We start from the raw sequence: 15,777 nt of genomic DNA on the forward strand, positions 1-15,777 counted from the left end.
ACATCACCACCGCGCGTATCCGGCCAGTCTCGCGATGGATCTGGCCGCGGCGGTGGAGCAGTCGGAGCTGAGCGCGGTGACCGCGGGCACCCTGGATGCGCGGGTCGGCGAGCAGTTCGCGCGCGCGGCCACGGAGCTGCTCCGGGCGGAGGGCCTGACCCCGGGCGATGTCCGCGGGATCGGCAGCCATGGCCAGACGCTCCATCACGCCCCCGATGCAGAACCGGCGTTTTCGTGGCAGATCGGCGACCCGTTCCGGATCGCCGAGCGAACCGGCGTGGATACGGTGGCTATGTTCCGTCAGCGGGACATCGCCGCCGGCGGAGAAGGCGCACCGCTGGCCTGCGGGTTCCACGCGGCCCGCTTCGCGCAGCCGGGTCATGACCGGGCGGTGGTGAACATCGGTGGCATCAGCAACGTGACCCGGCTGCCACCTGACGGCGAGGTCAGCGGCCACGACTGCGGCCCCGGCAACACCCTGCTGGATCACTGGGTGCGGCACCACCGGGGCTGCCAATATGACGCGGACGGGGCATGGGCGCGCACCGGGCAGGTGCACCCGGAACTGCTGCAGGCCCTGCTGGCGGACCCCTACTTCCAGCGTCCGCCGCCCAAGAGCACCGGGCCCGAACATTTTTCGCCCGCGTGGCTCGTGGCTCGAGGCGGGCAAACGCTGTCCACCGCGAAGCCGGCGGACGTGCAGGCAACCCTGGCCGAGCTGACGGCACACGCGATCGCCCGGGAACTCGTGCGACCGGGCAACGCACCGGAAGACGTACTGATCTGCGGAGGGGGCGCGCGTAACGGCTTTCTGCTGGAACGGCTCGCGGCCGCCCTGCCGCAGACCCGGATCGAACTCACCGATGCCTGCGGCATTCCGGCGGAACAGGTCGAAGGCGCCGCTTTTGCATGGCTGGCGTTCCGGACCCTGCATCATCAGAGCGGAAACCTGCCGGCGGTCACCGGGGCCCGCGGCCCCCGCATCCTCGGGTGCGTGATCCCCGGGGGATAAATGGCATGAAAAAGGCCCGGTCCGTTGCCGGACCGGGCCTGTAGTGCGCGGATCTGGCCGCCGGGTCAGACCGAGAAGCTGGAACCGCAGCCGCAGGTGGTGGTCGCGTTCGGGTTGCGGATCACGAACTGGGCGCCTTCGAGGCCTTCGGTGTAGTCAATCTCGGCGCCGGCCAGGTACTGGAAGCTCATCGGATCGATCAGCAGGGTCACCCCGCCGTTCTCGACCACGGTGTCGCCATCGCCGACGGTCTCGTCAAAGGTGAAGCCGTACTGGAAACCGGAGCAGCCGCCACCGCTGACGAAGACGCGGAGCTTGAGGTTGTCGTTGTTCTCCTCCTCGATCAGCCCCTTCACCTTGCTTGCGGCGGCATCGGTAAACACCAGCGGGCTGGGGATGTCCATGTCATCCGTCTCGGCCTGCGCGTTGGACGTCATCGTTTCGGACATGCGGTGTCTCCTGTGATCATTTCGTTGCCAAGCTATGAAGTCTGACCGCCGGAGTCAAGAATCGTTACGCGTCGTAAGCGTGTCATCGGTCAGGGCAGTCAATGGTGCCTCGCCTTCCAGCGCGGCGTCCGCATCCCGGCGCCGCAGCTGTCCGTCCACCGAGGCGCCTTCCGCCATCTGCAGCACGCTGTAATAGAGATTCCCCTCCAGCCGCGCCTTCTCGCCCAGCTCCACGTGCTCTCCGGCATGGACATCGCCGCGCACACTGCCGTTCAGTACCAGATGCGGCACCGCGACCTGCCCTTCGATCTGCCCCTTCTCGTCGACCACCAGCACCGCGGAGCCGTCGGTCGAAGCCCGCACGTCTCCGACGATCCGGCCTTCAAGATGCAGCCCGCCGCTGAATTCCAGGTCGCCGTGGATCGCGGTGTTCTCGCCGATCAGGGTGTCGACCCGGCGGGCCCGTTGCCTGCGCTTGCGTCCCATCATTCACTCGCCCTCCGGGCCGCGGCCCATCCTCTTGTTTCTTCGATCCGGTCCGGCCCGTCCTCTTCGGGATCCACTCTAATGGACAGCCGTTGCGGGCCGAAACCCTCCGGCAGCACCAGGCGCACCCGGACCGTGCGCAGGAATCGCAGATCAAAGCTGCGCCCGGACTGCAGGTCCGGCCCCAGGTCATCGGTCCCCTGACTCACGCGCTCCCCGTCGCGTTCGCCTTCCAGCTCCAGGTCCCAGCTCACCGGGACCTCTCCGCGCAGACCGGCGCGGTGCACCTGGAAAATCAGTTCGTATTCACCCTCGATGCCGGTCTCGTGCACCGCGATATTGCGCAGCCCGATGCGGTCGCCTCCGGCATCGTCCGCCAGCCGCTGGTAGAACGCCAGCTCTTCGCGCAGCACCAGCAGTTCGGCTTCGCGGGCTTCGGCATCGCGCCGGCAGGCCGCGAGTTCCGCCTCGACCACCTCACGGTGCCGCTCGCTGCGCAGCCGCTCGCGCACGGCCGCATCACGCTCCTGCGCAAGTTCCTGCAAGGCCGATTGCAGTTCGAGCAGACGCGCGTCCCGCTCACGGGTCACCTCCGTCGACTGCGGCACTCCGGCGTTCAACCACCACCATACGCCCGCTGCACCCACCATCATCAGCACGAGAACGGGCGCCACCGCGCGGCGCAGGGGGTGCCCCCGCAACCGTCGCGGGGCGGGAACCCGCGGACGCCGTCGCCATCGCATGGATCAAGGGAAGGCCGGAACCAGTTCCAGCCCCTCCGTTTCCGGGCGTCCCAGCATCAGATTCATGTTCTGCACGGCCTGCCCTGCCGCACCCTTGACCAGGTTGTCGATGGCCGAAATCACCATGCGGCGGCCACTGTGCGGCGGCGTGGCCAGAGCCAGACGACACTGGTTGGTCCCCCGCACCGACGCAGTCTCCGGATGCGACCCCGACGGCATGACATCCACGAAAGGCTCGCCGGCGTAGCGTTCCCGGAACAGCGCCTCCCAGTCGCCGTCATCCAGCGGACGCAGATAGAGAGTGGCCAGGATCCCGCGCGTCATCGGCACCAGGTGCGGCTGGAAGATCAGCCCCACGTCCGCGCCGGCCACCTCCGCCAGCGTCTGGTGGATCTCCGGCCAGTGCCGGTGTCCGCCGCTGGCGTAGGCGCGGAAATTCTCCTGCACCTCGGCGAACAGCCCGCCGATACGCGCCTGCCGGCCCGCTCCGCTGACCCCGCTCTTGGCATCCGCGATGATGTCGGACACATCCACCCGGTTGTTCTCGAGCAAGGGCAGAAGGGCCAGCGTCACCGCGGTGGGGTAGCAGCCCGGCACGGCGATCAGACGCGCCTCGGAGATGCGTCCGCGGTGCAGTTCGGGCAGGCCGTACACCGCCTCGCCCAGGTATTCCGGCGCCCCGTGCGGCTGGCCGTACCACCGGCTCCACAGCTCGGGATCGCGGATGCGGAAGTCCGCCGACAGGTCGATCACGCGCACGCCGCGCGCGAGCAGATCGCCGGCCATCGCATGGGCCACGCCGTGCGGCGTGGCGAAGAACACCACATCGCACTCCGCCAGCAGCTCCGGCTCCGGGGCCCGGAAGACCGCATCCAGCACCCCGCGCAGACTGGGGAACAGATCGGCGACCGGGGTGCCGTCCTCGCTGCGCGAGGTCACCGCGTGAAGCTCCACCGCCGGATGTCCGGCGAGGATGCGCAACAGTTCGACGCCGGCGTAGCCGGTGGCCCCGACCACCCCGACACGGGTGGGCTTGTTGTTGGTTACGGAAGTCATGCTGCGGCATGATACCGGCTCGCGCCCCGCGGCGGAACGCGGTACGCATTTCGAGGTCAGTAACAACGCCTCCTTGACGAGTCACGGGAACCGGAAACATGAGCAAGCTCAAACTGGACCGCAAGGCCGCGATCGGCGGCGTCTTCATCATCCTTGTGCTGATCGCGGTCGGCGCGGCGTGGATCACCACCGGCGATGGCGTGCGCGAAGCCCCCGGCTTCGCCGCCAGCAATCTCGAAGGCGAGGCGGTGTCACTCGACGACTATGACGGCCGCCCGGTCCTGATCTCCTTCTGGGCCACCGACTGCCCGGAATGCATCCGCGAAATCCCCACCCTCAATGAACTGCACGCCGATTTCCGTGACCGCGGATTCGATATCGTGGCCATCGCCATGGCACACGACCGCGAAAGCCGGGTACGCTCGATGAGCGAGGATCGCGAGATCGCCTACACCGTCATCCACGACGAGGCCGGCGACCTGGCGAGCACCTGGGGCGGGGTTCGCCTGACACCGACCACGTTCCTGGTGTCGCCCCGCGGACGGATCGTTTACCAGAAGCTCGGCGAACCCGATTTCGACCAGATCCGCGACCATCTGGAGCGCTGGCTCTCCTGAGCCGGCGCCCGCGTCGGACACCCGGCCCGTAACGCCGCTGCGGGCGCAACAAGGACGCCACCATGCACGACGCCTACTCCTGGTTCCTCAGCCTTCATCTGATCTTCATGGTCACCTGGTTCGCGGGGCTGTTCTATCTGCCGCGGCTTTTCGTGTACCACGCAATGACCGAGGACGCGCCCGGCAACGAGCGCTTCAAGGTCATGGAACGCAAGCTGTTCTACGGGATCATGACACCGGGGGGGATCATCACGGTGATCTTCGGCGGCATCATGCTGGCTCTGGTGCCGGTGCACCTGGAACAGCCCTGGATGCACTTCAAGCTCACGCTGATCGCGGCGCTGATCGCCTATCACCTGTGGTGCGGCAAGCTGGTGGCGGACTTCGCCGCGGACCGCAACACCCGCGGCCACACCTGGTATCGCTGGTTCAATGAACTGCCGGTCCCGGCACTGGTGGGCATCGTGATCCTGGCCGTCAACCGCTCGATCACCGATGCCCTGATCGGCATCGGCGCCATCCTGCTGCTGTTCGTGATCTCGGCCGCGGTGGCCGCCTGGCGCCGCGCGCGGAACTGACGCAACCGCGTCGGCGGGTCAGGTCTTGCCGGCGCGCACCAGCCCGCCCAGCCCGGCCTGCACCAGCGCATTGTTGAGCAGGGAGCGGATCTGTTCCGGGTTTTCCAGCAGCCGGCACTGCGCCAGCAGGGCCTCGGCACGATCGGTGGAGAACGAACGGATCACCCACTTCACCCGCGGGATCGCCGAGACGCTCACGCTCAGGCTGTCGATCCCCATCCCCACCAGCAGGATCACCGCCGCCGGATCCGCCGCCATCTCGCCGCACACCGAGACCGGCTTGCCGGCCCGGTGCGCCCCCTCGGCGACCGCTTCCAGCGCACGGATGCAGGCCGGATGCAGGGTGTCGTAGAGGTTGGCGACGCGGGCGTTGTTGCGGTCCACCGCCAGCAGGTACTGCACCAGGTCATTGGTGCCCACCGACAGGAAGTCCACCCGCCGCGCGAGGGTCTCCGCCAGGTACACCGCGGCGGGGACCTCCACCATCACCCCGACCTTCGGCATCGGGATGCGGTAGCCCTCGTCCAGCAGTTCCTCGCGTGCCCGGTTGAGCAGGGCCATCGCCCCCTTGAGCTCGTCCAGCGCCGAGATCATCGGGAACAGGATCTGCAGGTTGTCGTGCTCGCGGCTCGCCCGCAGCATCGCCCGCAGCTGGGTCAGGAAGATCTCCGGGTGGTCCAGCGAGATACGGATGCCGCGCCAGCCGAGGAAGGGGTTGTCTTCCTGCACCGGGAAGTACGGCAGCGCCTTGTCCCCGCCGATGTCCAGGGTCCGCAGGGTCACCGGCATCGGGTCGAAGGAGGCGACGATCTGTTCGTACAGCCGGACCTGCTCCTCCTCGCCGGGAAAACGGTCGCGGATCATGAACGGGACCTCGGTGCGGTACAGCCCGACGCCCTCGGCACCCGATTCCAGTGAAGGCTTGATGTCCGCCAGCAAGCCGGAGTTGGCCAGCACCGGCACCGGGTGGCCGTCACGGGTCGCCGCGGGATCCCTGGCCAGCGCGCGCAGATCCTCGGCCAGCTCGCGCTCCTCGCGCACCAGGCGTTCGAACTCCGCGCGCAGCTCGGCATTCGGGTTCACGAACAGCCGGCCGCGATAGCCGTCCACCAGGATCTCGCGATCCTCCAGCCGCCCCACCGGCAGATCCGACACCCCCATCACCGCGGGCACGTTCAGCGCCCGCGCCAGGATGGCGATGTGCGAGGAGCCGGTGCCCTGCGCGGACACGATCGCGCCCAGACGCTCGATCGGCACCTCGGCCAGATGCGATGCGGTCAGGTCATCCCCCACCAGGATCCCGCCGTCGGGGAACTCGTCCTGGCTGCGATCCGCCGGCAGCAGATGCGACAGCACGCGGCGTCCGAGGTCACGCACATCCGCCGCGCGTTCGCGCAGGTAGGGGTCCTCCATGTCCTCGAACACCCGCACGCTCTCGCGCACGGTGTCGCGCAGCGCCGCCGGGGCCCACTGGCCCGCGGAGATCCGGCCCTCGGTCTTGTGCACCAGGGAATCCGAGCCCAGCAGCATCAGGTAGGCGTCGAACAGCACCTGCTCGTCCGGCCCCAGGGCCTCGCCCATGCGCTGCTTGAGGTCCTGGATCTCGTCGCGGGTATCGCTGACCGCCTGGCGGAAGCGTTCCAGCTCGGCCTCCGGGCCGGCCCCCTCGCGATCGGGGATGGAATCCAGGTCCGCCAGCCGATAGGCCACCACGGCATGCCCGATGGCCACGCCCGGCGACCCCGGGATCCCCGTGGCCTCCACGTTCTGGTGACCGATCAGCGGGGTCTCGCTGGAGATCTCGTCGTTGAATTCGGCATAGGCGATCGCCCCGGCCAGCTGCGCGGCCAGGGTGATGAGGAAGGACACGTGCTCGTCGTCGAACCGGCGGGCCTCGCGCTGCTGCACCACCAGCACCCCCAGCATGCTGCGCTGGTGGATGATCGGCACGCCCAGGAAGGCGAGAAAGCGCTCTTCGCCGGTCTCCGGGAAATAGCGAAACCGCGGATGGTCCTGGGCGCTGTCGAGGTTGACCGGCTCCGCGCGTGACGCGACCAGCCCGACCAGCCCCTCCGACGGGTCCATCTCCACCTGCCCCACCGATTCGGCATGCAGGCCTTCCGAGGCCATCAGCACCAGGCGCCCGGAGCTCGGCGACTTCAGGTAGATCGAGCAGACATCGATATCCAGCGCCGCCTTCACCCGGGTCACGATGATGTGCAGGGCCTCGAAGAAGTCCGCCGCACCATTGACCTCCTGCACCACGCGGCGCAGGACCTGCAGCATGGAGGGCGGGTTCACGGGGGCGTTCAACGCGGCACCGCGGGCGGATTGCAGGATGGCGGTGCCGCATCGCCTTCGCGCTGCAGCTCGGGGAACATCAGTGGCACCAGTTCGCACAGCGCCCGGCGGTAGACATTGCGCTTGAAGTGCACCACTTCGCGCGCCGGCCGCCAGTAGTCAATCCAGCACCATGAATCGAACTCCGGCGTATCCATCGCATCCAGCATTACATTGCTCTCCTCGCCCGTCATGCGCAGCAGGAACCAGCGCTGTTTCTGCCCCACGCACACCGGGTTGCGATGCCGCCGGATCATGCGTTCCGGCAGCCTGTAGCGCAGCCACCGTCGGGTGCTGCCCAGCAGTTCCACATGCTCCGGCAGCAGCCCGGTCTCCTCGCGCAGTTCACGGAACAGGGCCTCTTCCGGCGTCTCGTCGGTGCGGATGCCGCCCTGCGGAAACTGCCAGGCGTCCTGACCCGCGCGCTTGCCCCAGAACAACTGCCGCTCCCGGTTGCACAGGATGATGCCTACATTGGGACGAAATCCATCGCAATCAATCACTTGCCGCAACCAGACGCTTCTCGTTTACCCGCATTGTTCCACACCCCCTGCAATGCGGCAAAGACCCGCGGAAGGCATGCGGGTGCACATTGTTTTAGACTCGCGGCATGAGGCTGCTCCTGCTGATCATTGCCATCGTTGCCATCTTTCTCGCCGTACGCACCCTCGTGCGCTCCAGCGGCGAGCGCCGCCGCGTGCGCCGCGACGAACCTCCGGAAAGCCTGCGCGAAAGTGGCGCCATGGTCCGCTGTGCCCACTGCGGGGTACACGTGCCAGAGGACCAGGCGGTTTGCGACGGCGACCTCTGCTACTGCTCGCGGCAACATGCCGACGCCGGACCTTCCGGCCGCGGCTGACCACCGTCACGGGGAACCCCTGATCGATGGTCATCGACAGCGACACCCAGCGCTCCAGTCGTCTGTACGCCCTGTACCGGGTGTTCGTCGCACTGGTCCTGCTCCTGATGGGCCTGTTCCCGGGCCTGCCGGTGGGCGTGGCCCCCGCGGTCCCCGAAGTCTATCCGGCACTGGCCGGCGGCTACCTGGTGTTCTCGGTATTCATGGCGACGTTTGCCGAACACTGCAACCGCGAACCCGAGCGCGTCGTACAGTTCCGCCGCATGATCCTGCTGGGCGGCACCGGGGATGCCGCGGGCCTGCTCGCCCTGATGGTGGTTGCCGGGGGCGTCCACACCGGCATCGGCCTGCTGCTGATCCCCGCGGTGATGGCCACCGCCCTGCTGTCGGCGGGTCGCCTGGGGCTCCCGCTGGCCGCTGCCGTGACCGCCGGCCTGCTGGGGGCAGAAGGCCTCGCCATCCTGATCACGCTGGGCGATCTCGACAGCCTGACCCAGGCCGGGTTGCTGGGGGCCGCGCTGCTGGCCGGCACCCTGCTGGCCCATCATTTCAGCCGGCGGGCCGACGAAAGCCGCGCCCAGGTCGAACAGCAGGAGGTCGATCTCGCCAGCCTGGCGGAACTCAACGCCCAGATCATCGCGCGCATGAGCGCCGGCGTGGTGGCAATCGATCCCCGGGGCTACATCCGCTCCATCAACGAGGCGGCGCGCCAGCTCCTCCCGCCCCGCCCGGGTCGACACCTGTCGTCGATCTCGCCGCGCCTGGCCCGGGCCGTGCGCGAATGGCAGGAAGAAACCGGGCCGGCCAGCCGCACCCGCCACCTGCCCGGCGACCAGGAACAGCCGGCCCTGCAGGTCCGCCTCGCCCCGCTGGGCAACCAGGGCGATCAGGGTACCCTGCTGATCCTGGAAGACGCCGCCGAACTGCGCCGCCAGGCCCAGGCAAGCAAGCTGCAGGCCCTCGGGCGCCTGACCGCCAGTATCGCGCACGAGATCCGCAACCCGCTGGGCGCGATCTCCCACAGCGCCCAGCTGCTGCGCGAATCGCCCGACCTTTCGGCACCCGACCAGCGCCTGCTGGCGATCATCGACAAGCAGAGCGACCGCGTGAACAGCCTGATCGCCAACGTCCTCAGCCTCTCGCGTCGCGAATCGGGCGAACGCCAGCGGCTCAACCTGCGCGACGAGCTCGAACGCTTCGCCGAGGAATTCTGCAGTGCGCTGCAGATACCGCGGGAATCACTGCACGTGAACGTGGAACCCGCCGACTCCGTGGTGCTGTTCGACCCGTCGCAGCTCAACCAGGTGCTGTGGAACCTGTGCGGCAATGCCCGGGTGCACGGCGGGCACGACCGGCCCGACAGCCCGCCCATCATCCTGCGTGGTGGTTCCGGCCAGGTGGCCCGCGTGGTCAGCCTCGACGTGCTGGACGCCGGCCCCGGCATCGATCCGGAAACCGAGAAGGAGCTGTTCGAGCCCTTCGTCTCCGGCCATTCCGGCGGCTCCGGCCTGGGCCTGTACATCTCGCGCATGCTGTGCGAAAACAACGGGGCCTCGCTGGAATACGCGCATGCACCCTCCGGGGGCTGCTTCCGCATCCTGTTTGCCCCCGACGAACAACACCAGGGATCGGCGTCATGAGCATCAAGCACGTGCTGGTTGTCGACGATGAACCCGACATCTGCGAACTGCTGGAGATCACCCTCGCGCGCATGGGCCTGGAGGCCGAAACGACCGGCGCGCTGGACCCGGCACGGCAGCTGCTGGCGCAGCGGGACTTCGACCTCTGCCTGACCGACATGCGCCTGCCGGACGGGGACGGGCTGGACCTGGTGCGTCACATCCAGACCACCCGCCCGGAGCTGCCGGTGGCGGTCATCACCGCACACGGCAGTGTCGATACGGCGGTGCAGGCCCTCAAGCTGGGCGCGTTCGACTTCGTCAGCAAGCCGGTCGACCTCAAGCAGCTGCGCGAACTGATCGACAGCGCCCTGCGCATGGAATCCGCGCCGGCCACGGAGGCGGCGTGCGGCTCGACGCCGACCCGCTGCAGCGCGACCGAAGACCCCGACAGCCCGCTGCTGGGCGACTCCGAACCCATGCAGAAACTGCGCGCCACCATACGCAAGCTGGCGCGCTCCCAGGCGCCGGTGTTCATCGCCGGAGAATCCGGTTCCGGCAAGGAACTGGTGGCGCGCGAGATCCATCGGCTGGGGCCGCGCGCCGACCGCCCCTTCGTGCCGGTGAACTGCGGCGCGATCCCGGCGGAACTGATGGAGAGCGAGTTCTTCGGCCACCGCAAGGGCGCCTTCACCGGGGCCACCCAGGACCACCCCGGGCTGTTCCAGGCGGCCGAGGGCGGCACCCTGTTCCTGGACGAGGTCGCCGACCTGCCGCTGGCGATGCAGGTCAAGTTGCTGCGCGCGATCCAGGAGCGCGCGATCAAGCCGGTCGGCGGCTCGCGGGAGATTCCGGTGGACGTGCGCATCCTGTCGGCGACCCATCACGACCTCGAGCGCGCCGTGCGCGAAGGCCGTTTCCGCCAGGACCTCTATTACCGTCTCAACGTGATCGAACTGCGGGTCCCGCCGCTGCGCGAACGCGACGGCGACATTCCCGGCCTGGCCACCGTGATGCTGCAGCGAATCGCCGAACAATGGGGCCTGGAGGCCCGCGAACTCGCGCCGGACGCGCAGGAGCTGCTGGAGCGCCACCCCTTCCCGGGCAACGTGCGGGAGCTGGAGAACATCCTGGAGCGCGCCGCCACCCTCGCGGAGGGCGCGGCGATCCACGCCGAGAACATCGATCTTCCGGCCACCGCCCCGACCCCGGAGCACAACGACGGGGACCGCCGCGCCGGCCCCGGCGCAGACAACCCGGGCACCCCGCCCCCCGGGGTGAAGGAGCGCCGCACCCCGCCGTCGATCCGCTACGAGGATGTGGGTCTGGATGATCACCTCGCCGACCAGGAGCGCCAGGCGATCGAGACCGCCCTGCACCAGACCGGCGGCAACCGCACCGCGGCCGCGAGGTTACTGGGGCTCAGTTTCCGCCAGCTGCGCTACCGTCTGAAGAAACTCGGAATCGAATAGTCAGGCACGGGCGGGCGGGCCCTCCAGGTCGTTCAGCCACTGCTCCAGCTCGAACAGGGGCAGGCCGATCACGTTGCTGCAGGAACCGTCGATGCGTTCGACAAAGGCTGCACCCCGCCCCTGCAGGGCATAACCCCCCGCCTTGTCGCGCGGCTCGCCGCTGGCCCAGTAGGCCGCGATGTCGCGCGCGTCCAGCGGGCGCATCCATACCCGCGTCTCGCCGCGCCCGGTGCACACCGGGCCGTCATCGCGCAGCAGTGCCATGCCGGTAATCACCCGGTGTTCGCGGCCGGACAGCCGCTGCAGCATGGCGGCGGCCGAAGCCTCGTCCGCGGGCTTGCCCAGCGCCTCCCCGTCGATCGTCACGACCGTATCCGCCGCCAGAACCCACTGCCCCCGGCGGGCGTGGTCACGCGCGGCTTCCGCCTTGACCCCCGCGAGACGCTCGACCAGGGCACCGGGTTCCTCGTCGGGCGCAGCGGTCTCGTCCACATCCATCGCGGCCACCTCATGCACCACGCCGATCTGCGTCAGCAGTTCACGCCGGCGGGGAGACGCCGAGGCCAGCAGCAGGGGCAAGGCGTCGGGGCGGTTTCCGGGAGCGGCAAAGGACATGGCGGACGCCGCGCGACTCAGGCGCGGTGATAGGGATGATTGTTGAGCAACGACCAGGCGCGGTAGAGCTGCTCCGCCACCAGCACCCGCACCAGCATGTGCGGGAAGGTCAGCGGCGACAGCGACCAGGCCCACTCGGCCCGCTCGCGCACGGTGGTATCCAGGCCGTCGGCGCCGCCGATCAGCAGCGCGACGTCGCGCCCGTCGTCCTGCCAGCCTGCCAGACGCTGCGCCAGTCCGCGGGTGTCCACCTCACGGCCGCGTTCATCCAGGGTGATGATCCGGGCACCCCCGGGCACCGCCTTGAGCAGGGCCTCGCCCTCGCGCCGCAGGCGGGTCGTGGCGTCCATGGATTTCGAACCCGCCGGGGTCGCCAGTGCGTGCAGCTGGAAACCCCATTCGCGGGGCAGCCGGTCCCGGTATTCGGCAAAGCCGGAGGCGACCCAGTCGGGCATGCGGCGGCCGATGGCGATCAGATGCAGACGCATCGCCGGCGCTCCGCTTCAGCCGCGCAGCCGGCGGACCCGCTGCAGGCCGGGATCATCCTCCATGCCGCCATCGGCCCCGTCCCCCTCCGCGGCCTCTTCCTCGGCCAGCCACAGCTTTTCCAGGTTGTAGAAATCGCGGGTCTCGGGGAGCATCACGTGGACGATCACGTCGTTGAGATCGACCAGGACCCATTCCTGGCCCTCCTGGCCCTCCACGCCCAGCGGCTGGATGCCACGGTGCTTGGCCTCGGTCGCCACGTTCTCGGCGGTGGACTGCACGTGGCGCCCGGAGGTCCCCGAGGCGATCACGATGAAATCGGCCAGGGTGGTCTTGCCGCGCACGTCGATGCTGCGGATGTTGCGGGCCTTCATGTCCTCGAGCGCCTCGATGGTCAGCTCCAGCAACTGTTCGCTGTTCATGGTCTCGGATGTCATATCGATGCGTTTCCTGCGGCGGACCGGTAAAGCCCGCGCTCCTGTATGTAGCGTTCGACCGCCCCGGGCAGCAGGAAGCGGGGGCTGGTCCCCTCGCGCAGCTGGGCCCGGATGGCGGTAGCGGAGATATCCAGCTGGGTCACCGGCTGGAAGTACACCCGGCCGGCCGGACTCGCCCGCAACACGGCGGGATCGTCAGTGACCGCGCCTCCCGGGCCGTCGCCCAGGTCCTGCGAGGCGGGGCTTCCGGGGCGATGCGACACCGCCACGTGCGCCAGCTCGAACAGGGTCTCCCAGCGGTGCCAGGACGACAGGCCGGCGAAGGCATCCATGCCCATGATCAGCACCAGCGGCACATCGTCACCCAGCTCCCGGCGGAAGGTCAGCAGGGTGTCCACGGTGTAGGACGGCCCGGTGCGGTCCAGCTCGCGCCGGTCGGCGACGAAACCCTCCACACCGGCCACCGCGCGCTCCACCATGGCCAGGCGGTCCTCGCCCGAAGTCCCGGGACTGGCGCGATGAGGCGGCACGTGGCAGGGCACGAAGTGCACCCGTTCCAGCCCCAGGTGCTGTTGCACCTCCAGCGCCGGGCGCAGATGACCGAAATGGATCGGGTCGAAGGTCCCGCCGAGGATCCCGATCAAGCCGCCACCTTCCCGCCGCGCTCAGTCACGCACATGGCCGTCGCCAAACACGATGTATTTCAGGGTGGTCAGGCCGTGCAGCCCCACCGGCCCGCGCGCGTGCAGCTTGTCGGTGGAGATCCCGATCTCCGCGCCCAGCCCGTACTCGAAGCCGTCGGCGAAGCGGGTGGAAGCATTCACCATCACCGAACTGGAATCCACCGCGCGCAGGAAGCGCCGCGCATGCCCCCAGTTTTCGGTCACGATGCTGTCGGTGTGGTGCGACCCCCAGGTGTTGATGTGCTCGATCGCCGCGTCCAGATCATCGACCACGCGAATCGCCAGGATCGGCCCCAGGTATTCGGCCGCCCAGTCCTCCTCGCCAGCCTCGGCGACCTCCGGCCCGCCGTCGGCCAGCACCGCGCGGGTGCGGGCGCAGCCGCGCAGGCTGACCCCCAGCCCGTCCAGTTCGGCCGCCACCGCCGGCAGGAATCCCTCGGCACGGTCGGCGTGCACCAGCAGGGTCTCCATGGTGTTGCAGGTGCCGTAGCGATGGGTCTTGGCGTTCACCGCCACCGCCTGCGCCTTGTCCGGGTCCGCCGCGGCGTCCACGTACACGTGGCACACCCCGTCCAGATGCTTGATCACCGGGATCTGCGACTCCTGGCTGATGCGTTCGATCAGCCCCTTGCCGCCGCGTGGCACGATCACGTCCACGTACTCGGGCATGCGCAGCAGCGCGCCCACCGCGGCACGGTCGGTGGTGTCGACGATCTGCACCGCCTCGCGCGGCAGCCCCGCCGCCGCCAGTCCGGACTGGATAATGCCGGCCAGCGCGCGATTGGAATGCGCCGCCTCGGAGCCCCCGCGCAGGATGGCCGCATTGCCCGACTTCAGGCACAGCGCCGCCGCGTCGATGGTCACGTTGGGCCGCGACTCGTAGATGATACCGATCACCCCCAGCGGCACCCGCATCTGGCCCACCTGGATCCCGCTGGGCTGATAGGCCATGTCGGAGATGGTACCCACCGGATCCGGCAGACCCGCGACCTGCCGGCAGCCCTCGATCATGGTGTCGATGCGCGCATCGGTCAGCGCCAGACGGTCCAGCATCGCCGCGTCCAGCCCGCGGGCACGACCCGCCTCCAGGTCGCGCTCGTTGGCCTCGGCCAGCTCCGCGCGACGCTCGGCGATCCCCTCGGCGATGGCCTGCAGCGCCGCGTTCTTGGCACCCGGTTCGGCCTCGGCCATGTGGCGCGAGGCCGCGCGGGCGGCGCGGCCCAGGGCCTGCATGCGCTCGAACAGGTCGGCGTCGATGGCGTTGTCTTCGTCGGTCACGGCATTCATGGTTCAGACGGTCTCGAGTTCGGGCACGGAAAGGGTGAGCGGTTGCCCGGCGATCCGGGCCACCAAGTCTAGCAACAGCCGCCGCGGGCTGCCGGATTCCTGCCCCTTGATCACCCGGTCCACGCGGGCGGCCAGGCACAGGATGTCACGCGCCCGCGCCACGTCCAGGCGTCCCGCCGCCAGGCGCAGGGCCTTTTGCTGCTCGCCGAAGCTGCCCTGGAAGGCGTCGCGGTCGTTCGCCCCGGCGGCCCGGCGTTCCAGGGCCTGTACCAGCAGCCGGGCATCGCGCGCCAGCGCCCACAGGATCAGCGGCTCCGGCTGACCTTCGTCCAGCAGCCCCTCCAGCATGCGCAGGGCGCGGCCGGTCTCGCCGCGCAGGGCGGCTGCCGACAGGCCGAACAGGTCGAAGCGCGCGGCATCCGCGGTAGACTCGGACAGGGTCTCGAGATCGATCTCCCGCACCCCGGCCAGTGCCAGCTTTTCGATCTCCTGGCGCGCCGCCAGCAGGTTGCCCTCCACCCGGGCCGCCAGCAGCTGCAGGGCCTCGTCGGTAATCCGCAGCCCGTGGCGGGCCAGGCGTTCGCGGATCCAGCCGCCCAGGCGATCCGGGGGTACCGGCCGTGCATGCACCACCACCGCGGCCGACTCCATGGCCTTGAACCAGGCGGCCCGGCGCATGTCGCGGTCCGGGCGCGGCAGCTGCAACAGCAGCACGGTGTCGGATTGCGGCGCCGCCGCACAGGCCTTCAGCTTCTCCCCGCCCTCGCGCCCGGGCTTGCCGGTCGCCAGACGCAGGTCCACCAGCGTGCGGCTGGCGAACAGCGAGCGGTCACGCAGCGCCGCATCCAGGGCCGACCAGTCGGACTGGGCGGAGAAATCCAGCACCGTGCGCTCGTCGAAACCCTGCTCACGGGCGGCGGCCCGGATCGCATCGGCGGCCTCGATGGTCTGCAGCGGTTCCTCGCCCAGCAGCATGTACAGCGGGGCCACGCCCTTCTGCAGCAGCGGGCCGAGGCGGGCCGGATCCACGGCAGCCAT

At 69.3% G+C, this 15,777-nt stretch carries 17 protein-coding genes and 2 pseudogenes (1 of these 19 running past the window's edge); 7 read left to right on the top strand and 12 right to left on the bottom strand.

Features of this window, described 5'->3' with window-relative positions:
- Positions 1 to 1,012 carry the 3' portion of an anhydro-N-acetylmuramic acid kinase gene (locus tag F790_RS0103050; RefSeq protein WP_081619202.1) on the top strand. It extends 101 nt beyond the left edge of the window, so 1,012 of the gene's 1,113 nt are visible here — the last part of the coding sequence; its start codon lies off the left edge, out of view; it ends in the stop codon at positions 1,010 to 1,012.
- A gap of 65 nt (positions 1,013 to 1,077) precedes the next feature.
- Here F790_RS0103050 and erpA read toward each other — a convergent pair whose 3' ends face one another.
- The 4 genes from erpA to argC form a co-directional block, all read right to left on the bottom strand.
- On the bottom strand, positions 1,078 to 1,461 hold the full coding sequence (gene erpA, locus F790_RS0103055) for an iron-sulfur cluster insertion protein ErpA (protein ID WP_018870629.1): 384 nt from the start codon (positions 1,459 to 1,461) through the stop codon (positions 1,078 to 1,080).
- Between the two features lie 54 nt (positions 1,462 to 1,515).
- The gene (locus F790_RS0103060) at positions 1,516 to 1,950 is read right to left on the bottom strand and encodes a polymer-forming cytoskeletal protein (RefSeq protein ID WP_019021390.1); all 435 of its coding nucleotides are present in this window, start codon (positions 1,948 to 1,950) and stop codon (positions 1,516 to 1,518) included.
- Complete coding sequence (locus tag F790_RS0103065; RefSeq protein ID WP_231384382.1) at positions 1,947 to 2,621, bottom strand: DUF6776 family protein; 675 nt, start codon at positions 2,619 to 2,621, stop codon at positions 1,947 to 1,949. The genes F790_RS0103060 and F790_RS0103065 overlap by 4 nt, the downstream gene beginning before the upstream one ends.
- Positions 2,622 to 2,693: 72 nt before the next feature.
- Positions 2,694 to 3,746 carry an N-acetyl-gamma-glutamyl-phosphate reductase gene (gene argC, locus F790_RS0103070; RefSeq protein WP_019590808.1) on the bottom strand — a complete coding sequence of 351 codons (1,053 nt, stop codon included), beginning with the start codon at positions 3,744 to 3,746 and terminating at the stop codon, positions 2,694 to 2,696.
- A gap of 98 nt (positions 3,747 to 3,844) precedes the next feature.
- Here argC and F790_RS0103075 point away from each other — a divergent pair, with 98 nt between their 5' ends.
- Positions 3,845 to 4,363: a peroxiredoxin gene (locus F790_RS0103075; protein ID WP_019590809.1), complete on the top strand. Its 519-nt coding sequence runs from the start codon at positions 3,845 to 3,847 to the stop codon at positions 4,361 to 4,363.
- Between the two features lie 62 nt (positions 4,364 to 4,425).
- Positions 4,426 to 4,941: a CopD family protein gene (locus F790_RS0103080; protein WP_019590810.1), complete on the top strand. Its 516-nt coding sequence runs from the start codon at positions 4,426 to 4,428 to the stop codon at positions 4,939 to 4,941.
- An 18-nt stretch (positions 4,942 to 4,959) separates the two neighbouring features.
- Here F790_RS0103080 and ptsP read toward each other — a convergent pair whose 3' ends face one another.
- Positions 4,960 to 7,227: a phosphoenolpyruvate--protein phosphotransferase gene (gene ptsP, locus F790_RS0103085; protein WP_018870635.1), complete on the bottom strand. Its 2,268-nt coding sequence runs from the start codon at positions 7,225 to 7,227 to the stop codon at positions 4,960 to 4,962.
- A gap of 23 nt (positions 7,228 to 7,250) precedes the next feature.
- The gene (locus tag F790_RS0103090) at positions 7,251 to 7,784 is read right to left on the bottom strand and encodes an RNA pyrophosphohydrolase (protein ID WP_198004654.1); all 534 of its coding nucleotides are present in this window, start codon (positions 7,782 to 7,784) and stop codon (positions 7,251 to 7,253) included.
- Between the two features lie 107 nt (positions 7,785 to 7,891).
- Between F790_RS0103090 and F790_RS0103095 the strand changes: the two genes are divergently transcribed.
- The 4 genes and pseudogenes from F790_RS0103095 to F790_RS0103105 form a co-directional block, all read left to right on the top strand.
- Positions 7,892 to 8,140 carry a PP0621 family protein gene (locus tag F790_RS0103095; protein ID WP_019569257.1) on the top strand — a complete coding sequence of 83 codons (249 nt, stop codon included), beginning with the start codon at positions 7,892 to 7,894 and terminating at the stop codon, positions 8,138 to 8,140.
- A 26-nt stretch (positions 8,141 to 8,166) separates the two neighbouring features.
- Positions 8,167 to 9,780 carry a PAS domain-containing sensor histidine kinase gene (locus F790_RS0103100; RefSeq protein WP_019589174.1) on the top strand — a complete coding sequence of 538 codons (1,614 nt, stop codon included), beginning with the start codon at positions 8,167 to 8,169 and terminating at the stop codon, positions 9,778 to 9,780.
- Positions 9,781 to 9,851: 71 nt separating this feature from the next.
- Positions 9,852 to 10,061, top strand: a pseudogene (locus F790_RS14985) (response regulator); the annotation flags it as partial.
- A gap of 144 nt (positions 10,062 to 10,205) precedes the next feature.
- Positions 10,206 to 11,231 (top strand): annotated as a pseudogene (locus F790_RS0103105) (sigma-54 interaction domain-containing protein); the annotation flags it as partial.
- On the opposite strand, the gene F790_RS0103110 reads toward F790_RS0103105, so the two are convergent.
- The 6 genes from F790_RS0103110 to holA are packed head-to-tail and all read right to left on the bottom strand — an operon-like array spanning position 11,232 to position 15,777.
- The gene (locus F790_RS0103110; RefSeq protein WP_026332837.1) at positions 11,232 to 11,846 is read right to left on the bottom strand and encodes a nucleoside triphosphate pyrophosphatase; all 615 of its coding nucleotides are present in this window, start codon (positions 11,844 to 11,846) and stop codon (positions 11,232 to 11,234) included.
- A gap of 17 nt (positions 11,847 to 11,863) precedes the next feature.
- Complete coding sequence (gene rlmH, locus F790_RS0103115) at positions 11,864 to 12,334, bottom strand: 23S rRNA (pseudouridine(1915)-N(3))-methyltransferase RlmH (protein WP_019590814.1); 471 nt, start codon at positions 12,332 to 12,334, stop codon at positions 11,864 to 11,866.
- A 15-nt stretch (positions 12,335 to 12,349) separates the two neighbouring features.
- A complete protein-coding gene (gene rsfS / locus F790_RS0103120) occupies positions 12,350 to 12,754 on the bottom strand; it encodes a ribosome silencing factor (RefSeq protein ID WP_026279561.1) in 405 nt (134 codons plus the stop codon).
- Between the two features lie 11 nt (positions 12,755 to 12,765).
- Positions 12,766 to 13,413 (bottom strand): nicotinate-nucleotide adenylyltransferase, encoded by a 648-nt coding sequence (nadD, locus tag F790_RS0103125; protein ID WP_018870643.1) that lies wholly within the window; start codon positions 13,411 to 13,413, stop codon positions 12,766 to 12,768.
- A 21-nt stretch (positions 13,414 to 13,434) separates the two neighbouring features.
- Positions 13,435 to 14,739 (bottom strand): glutamate-5-semialdehyde dehydrogenase, encoded by a 1,305-nt coding sequence (locus F790_RS0103130; protein ID WP_019590815.1) that lies wholly within the window; start codon positions 14,737 to 14,739, stop codon positions 13,435 to 13,437.
- Positions 14,740 to 14,742: 3 nt separating this feature from the next.
- On the bottom strand, positions 14,743 to 15,777 hold the full coding sequence (gene holA, locus F790_RS0103135) for a DNA polymerase III subunit delta (RefSeq protein ID WP_019590816.1): 1,035 nt from the start codon (positions 15,775 to 15,777) through the stop codon (positions 14,743 to 14,745).

Source organism: Thioalkalivibrio sp. ALE20 (assembly GCF_000381405.1).
In the GTDB taxonomy this organism is placed as follows: Bacteria; Pseudomonadota; Gammaproteobacteria; order Ectothiorhodospirales; family Ectothiorhodospiraceae; genus Thioalkalivibrio.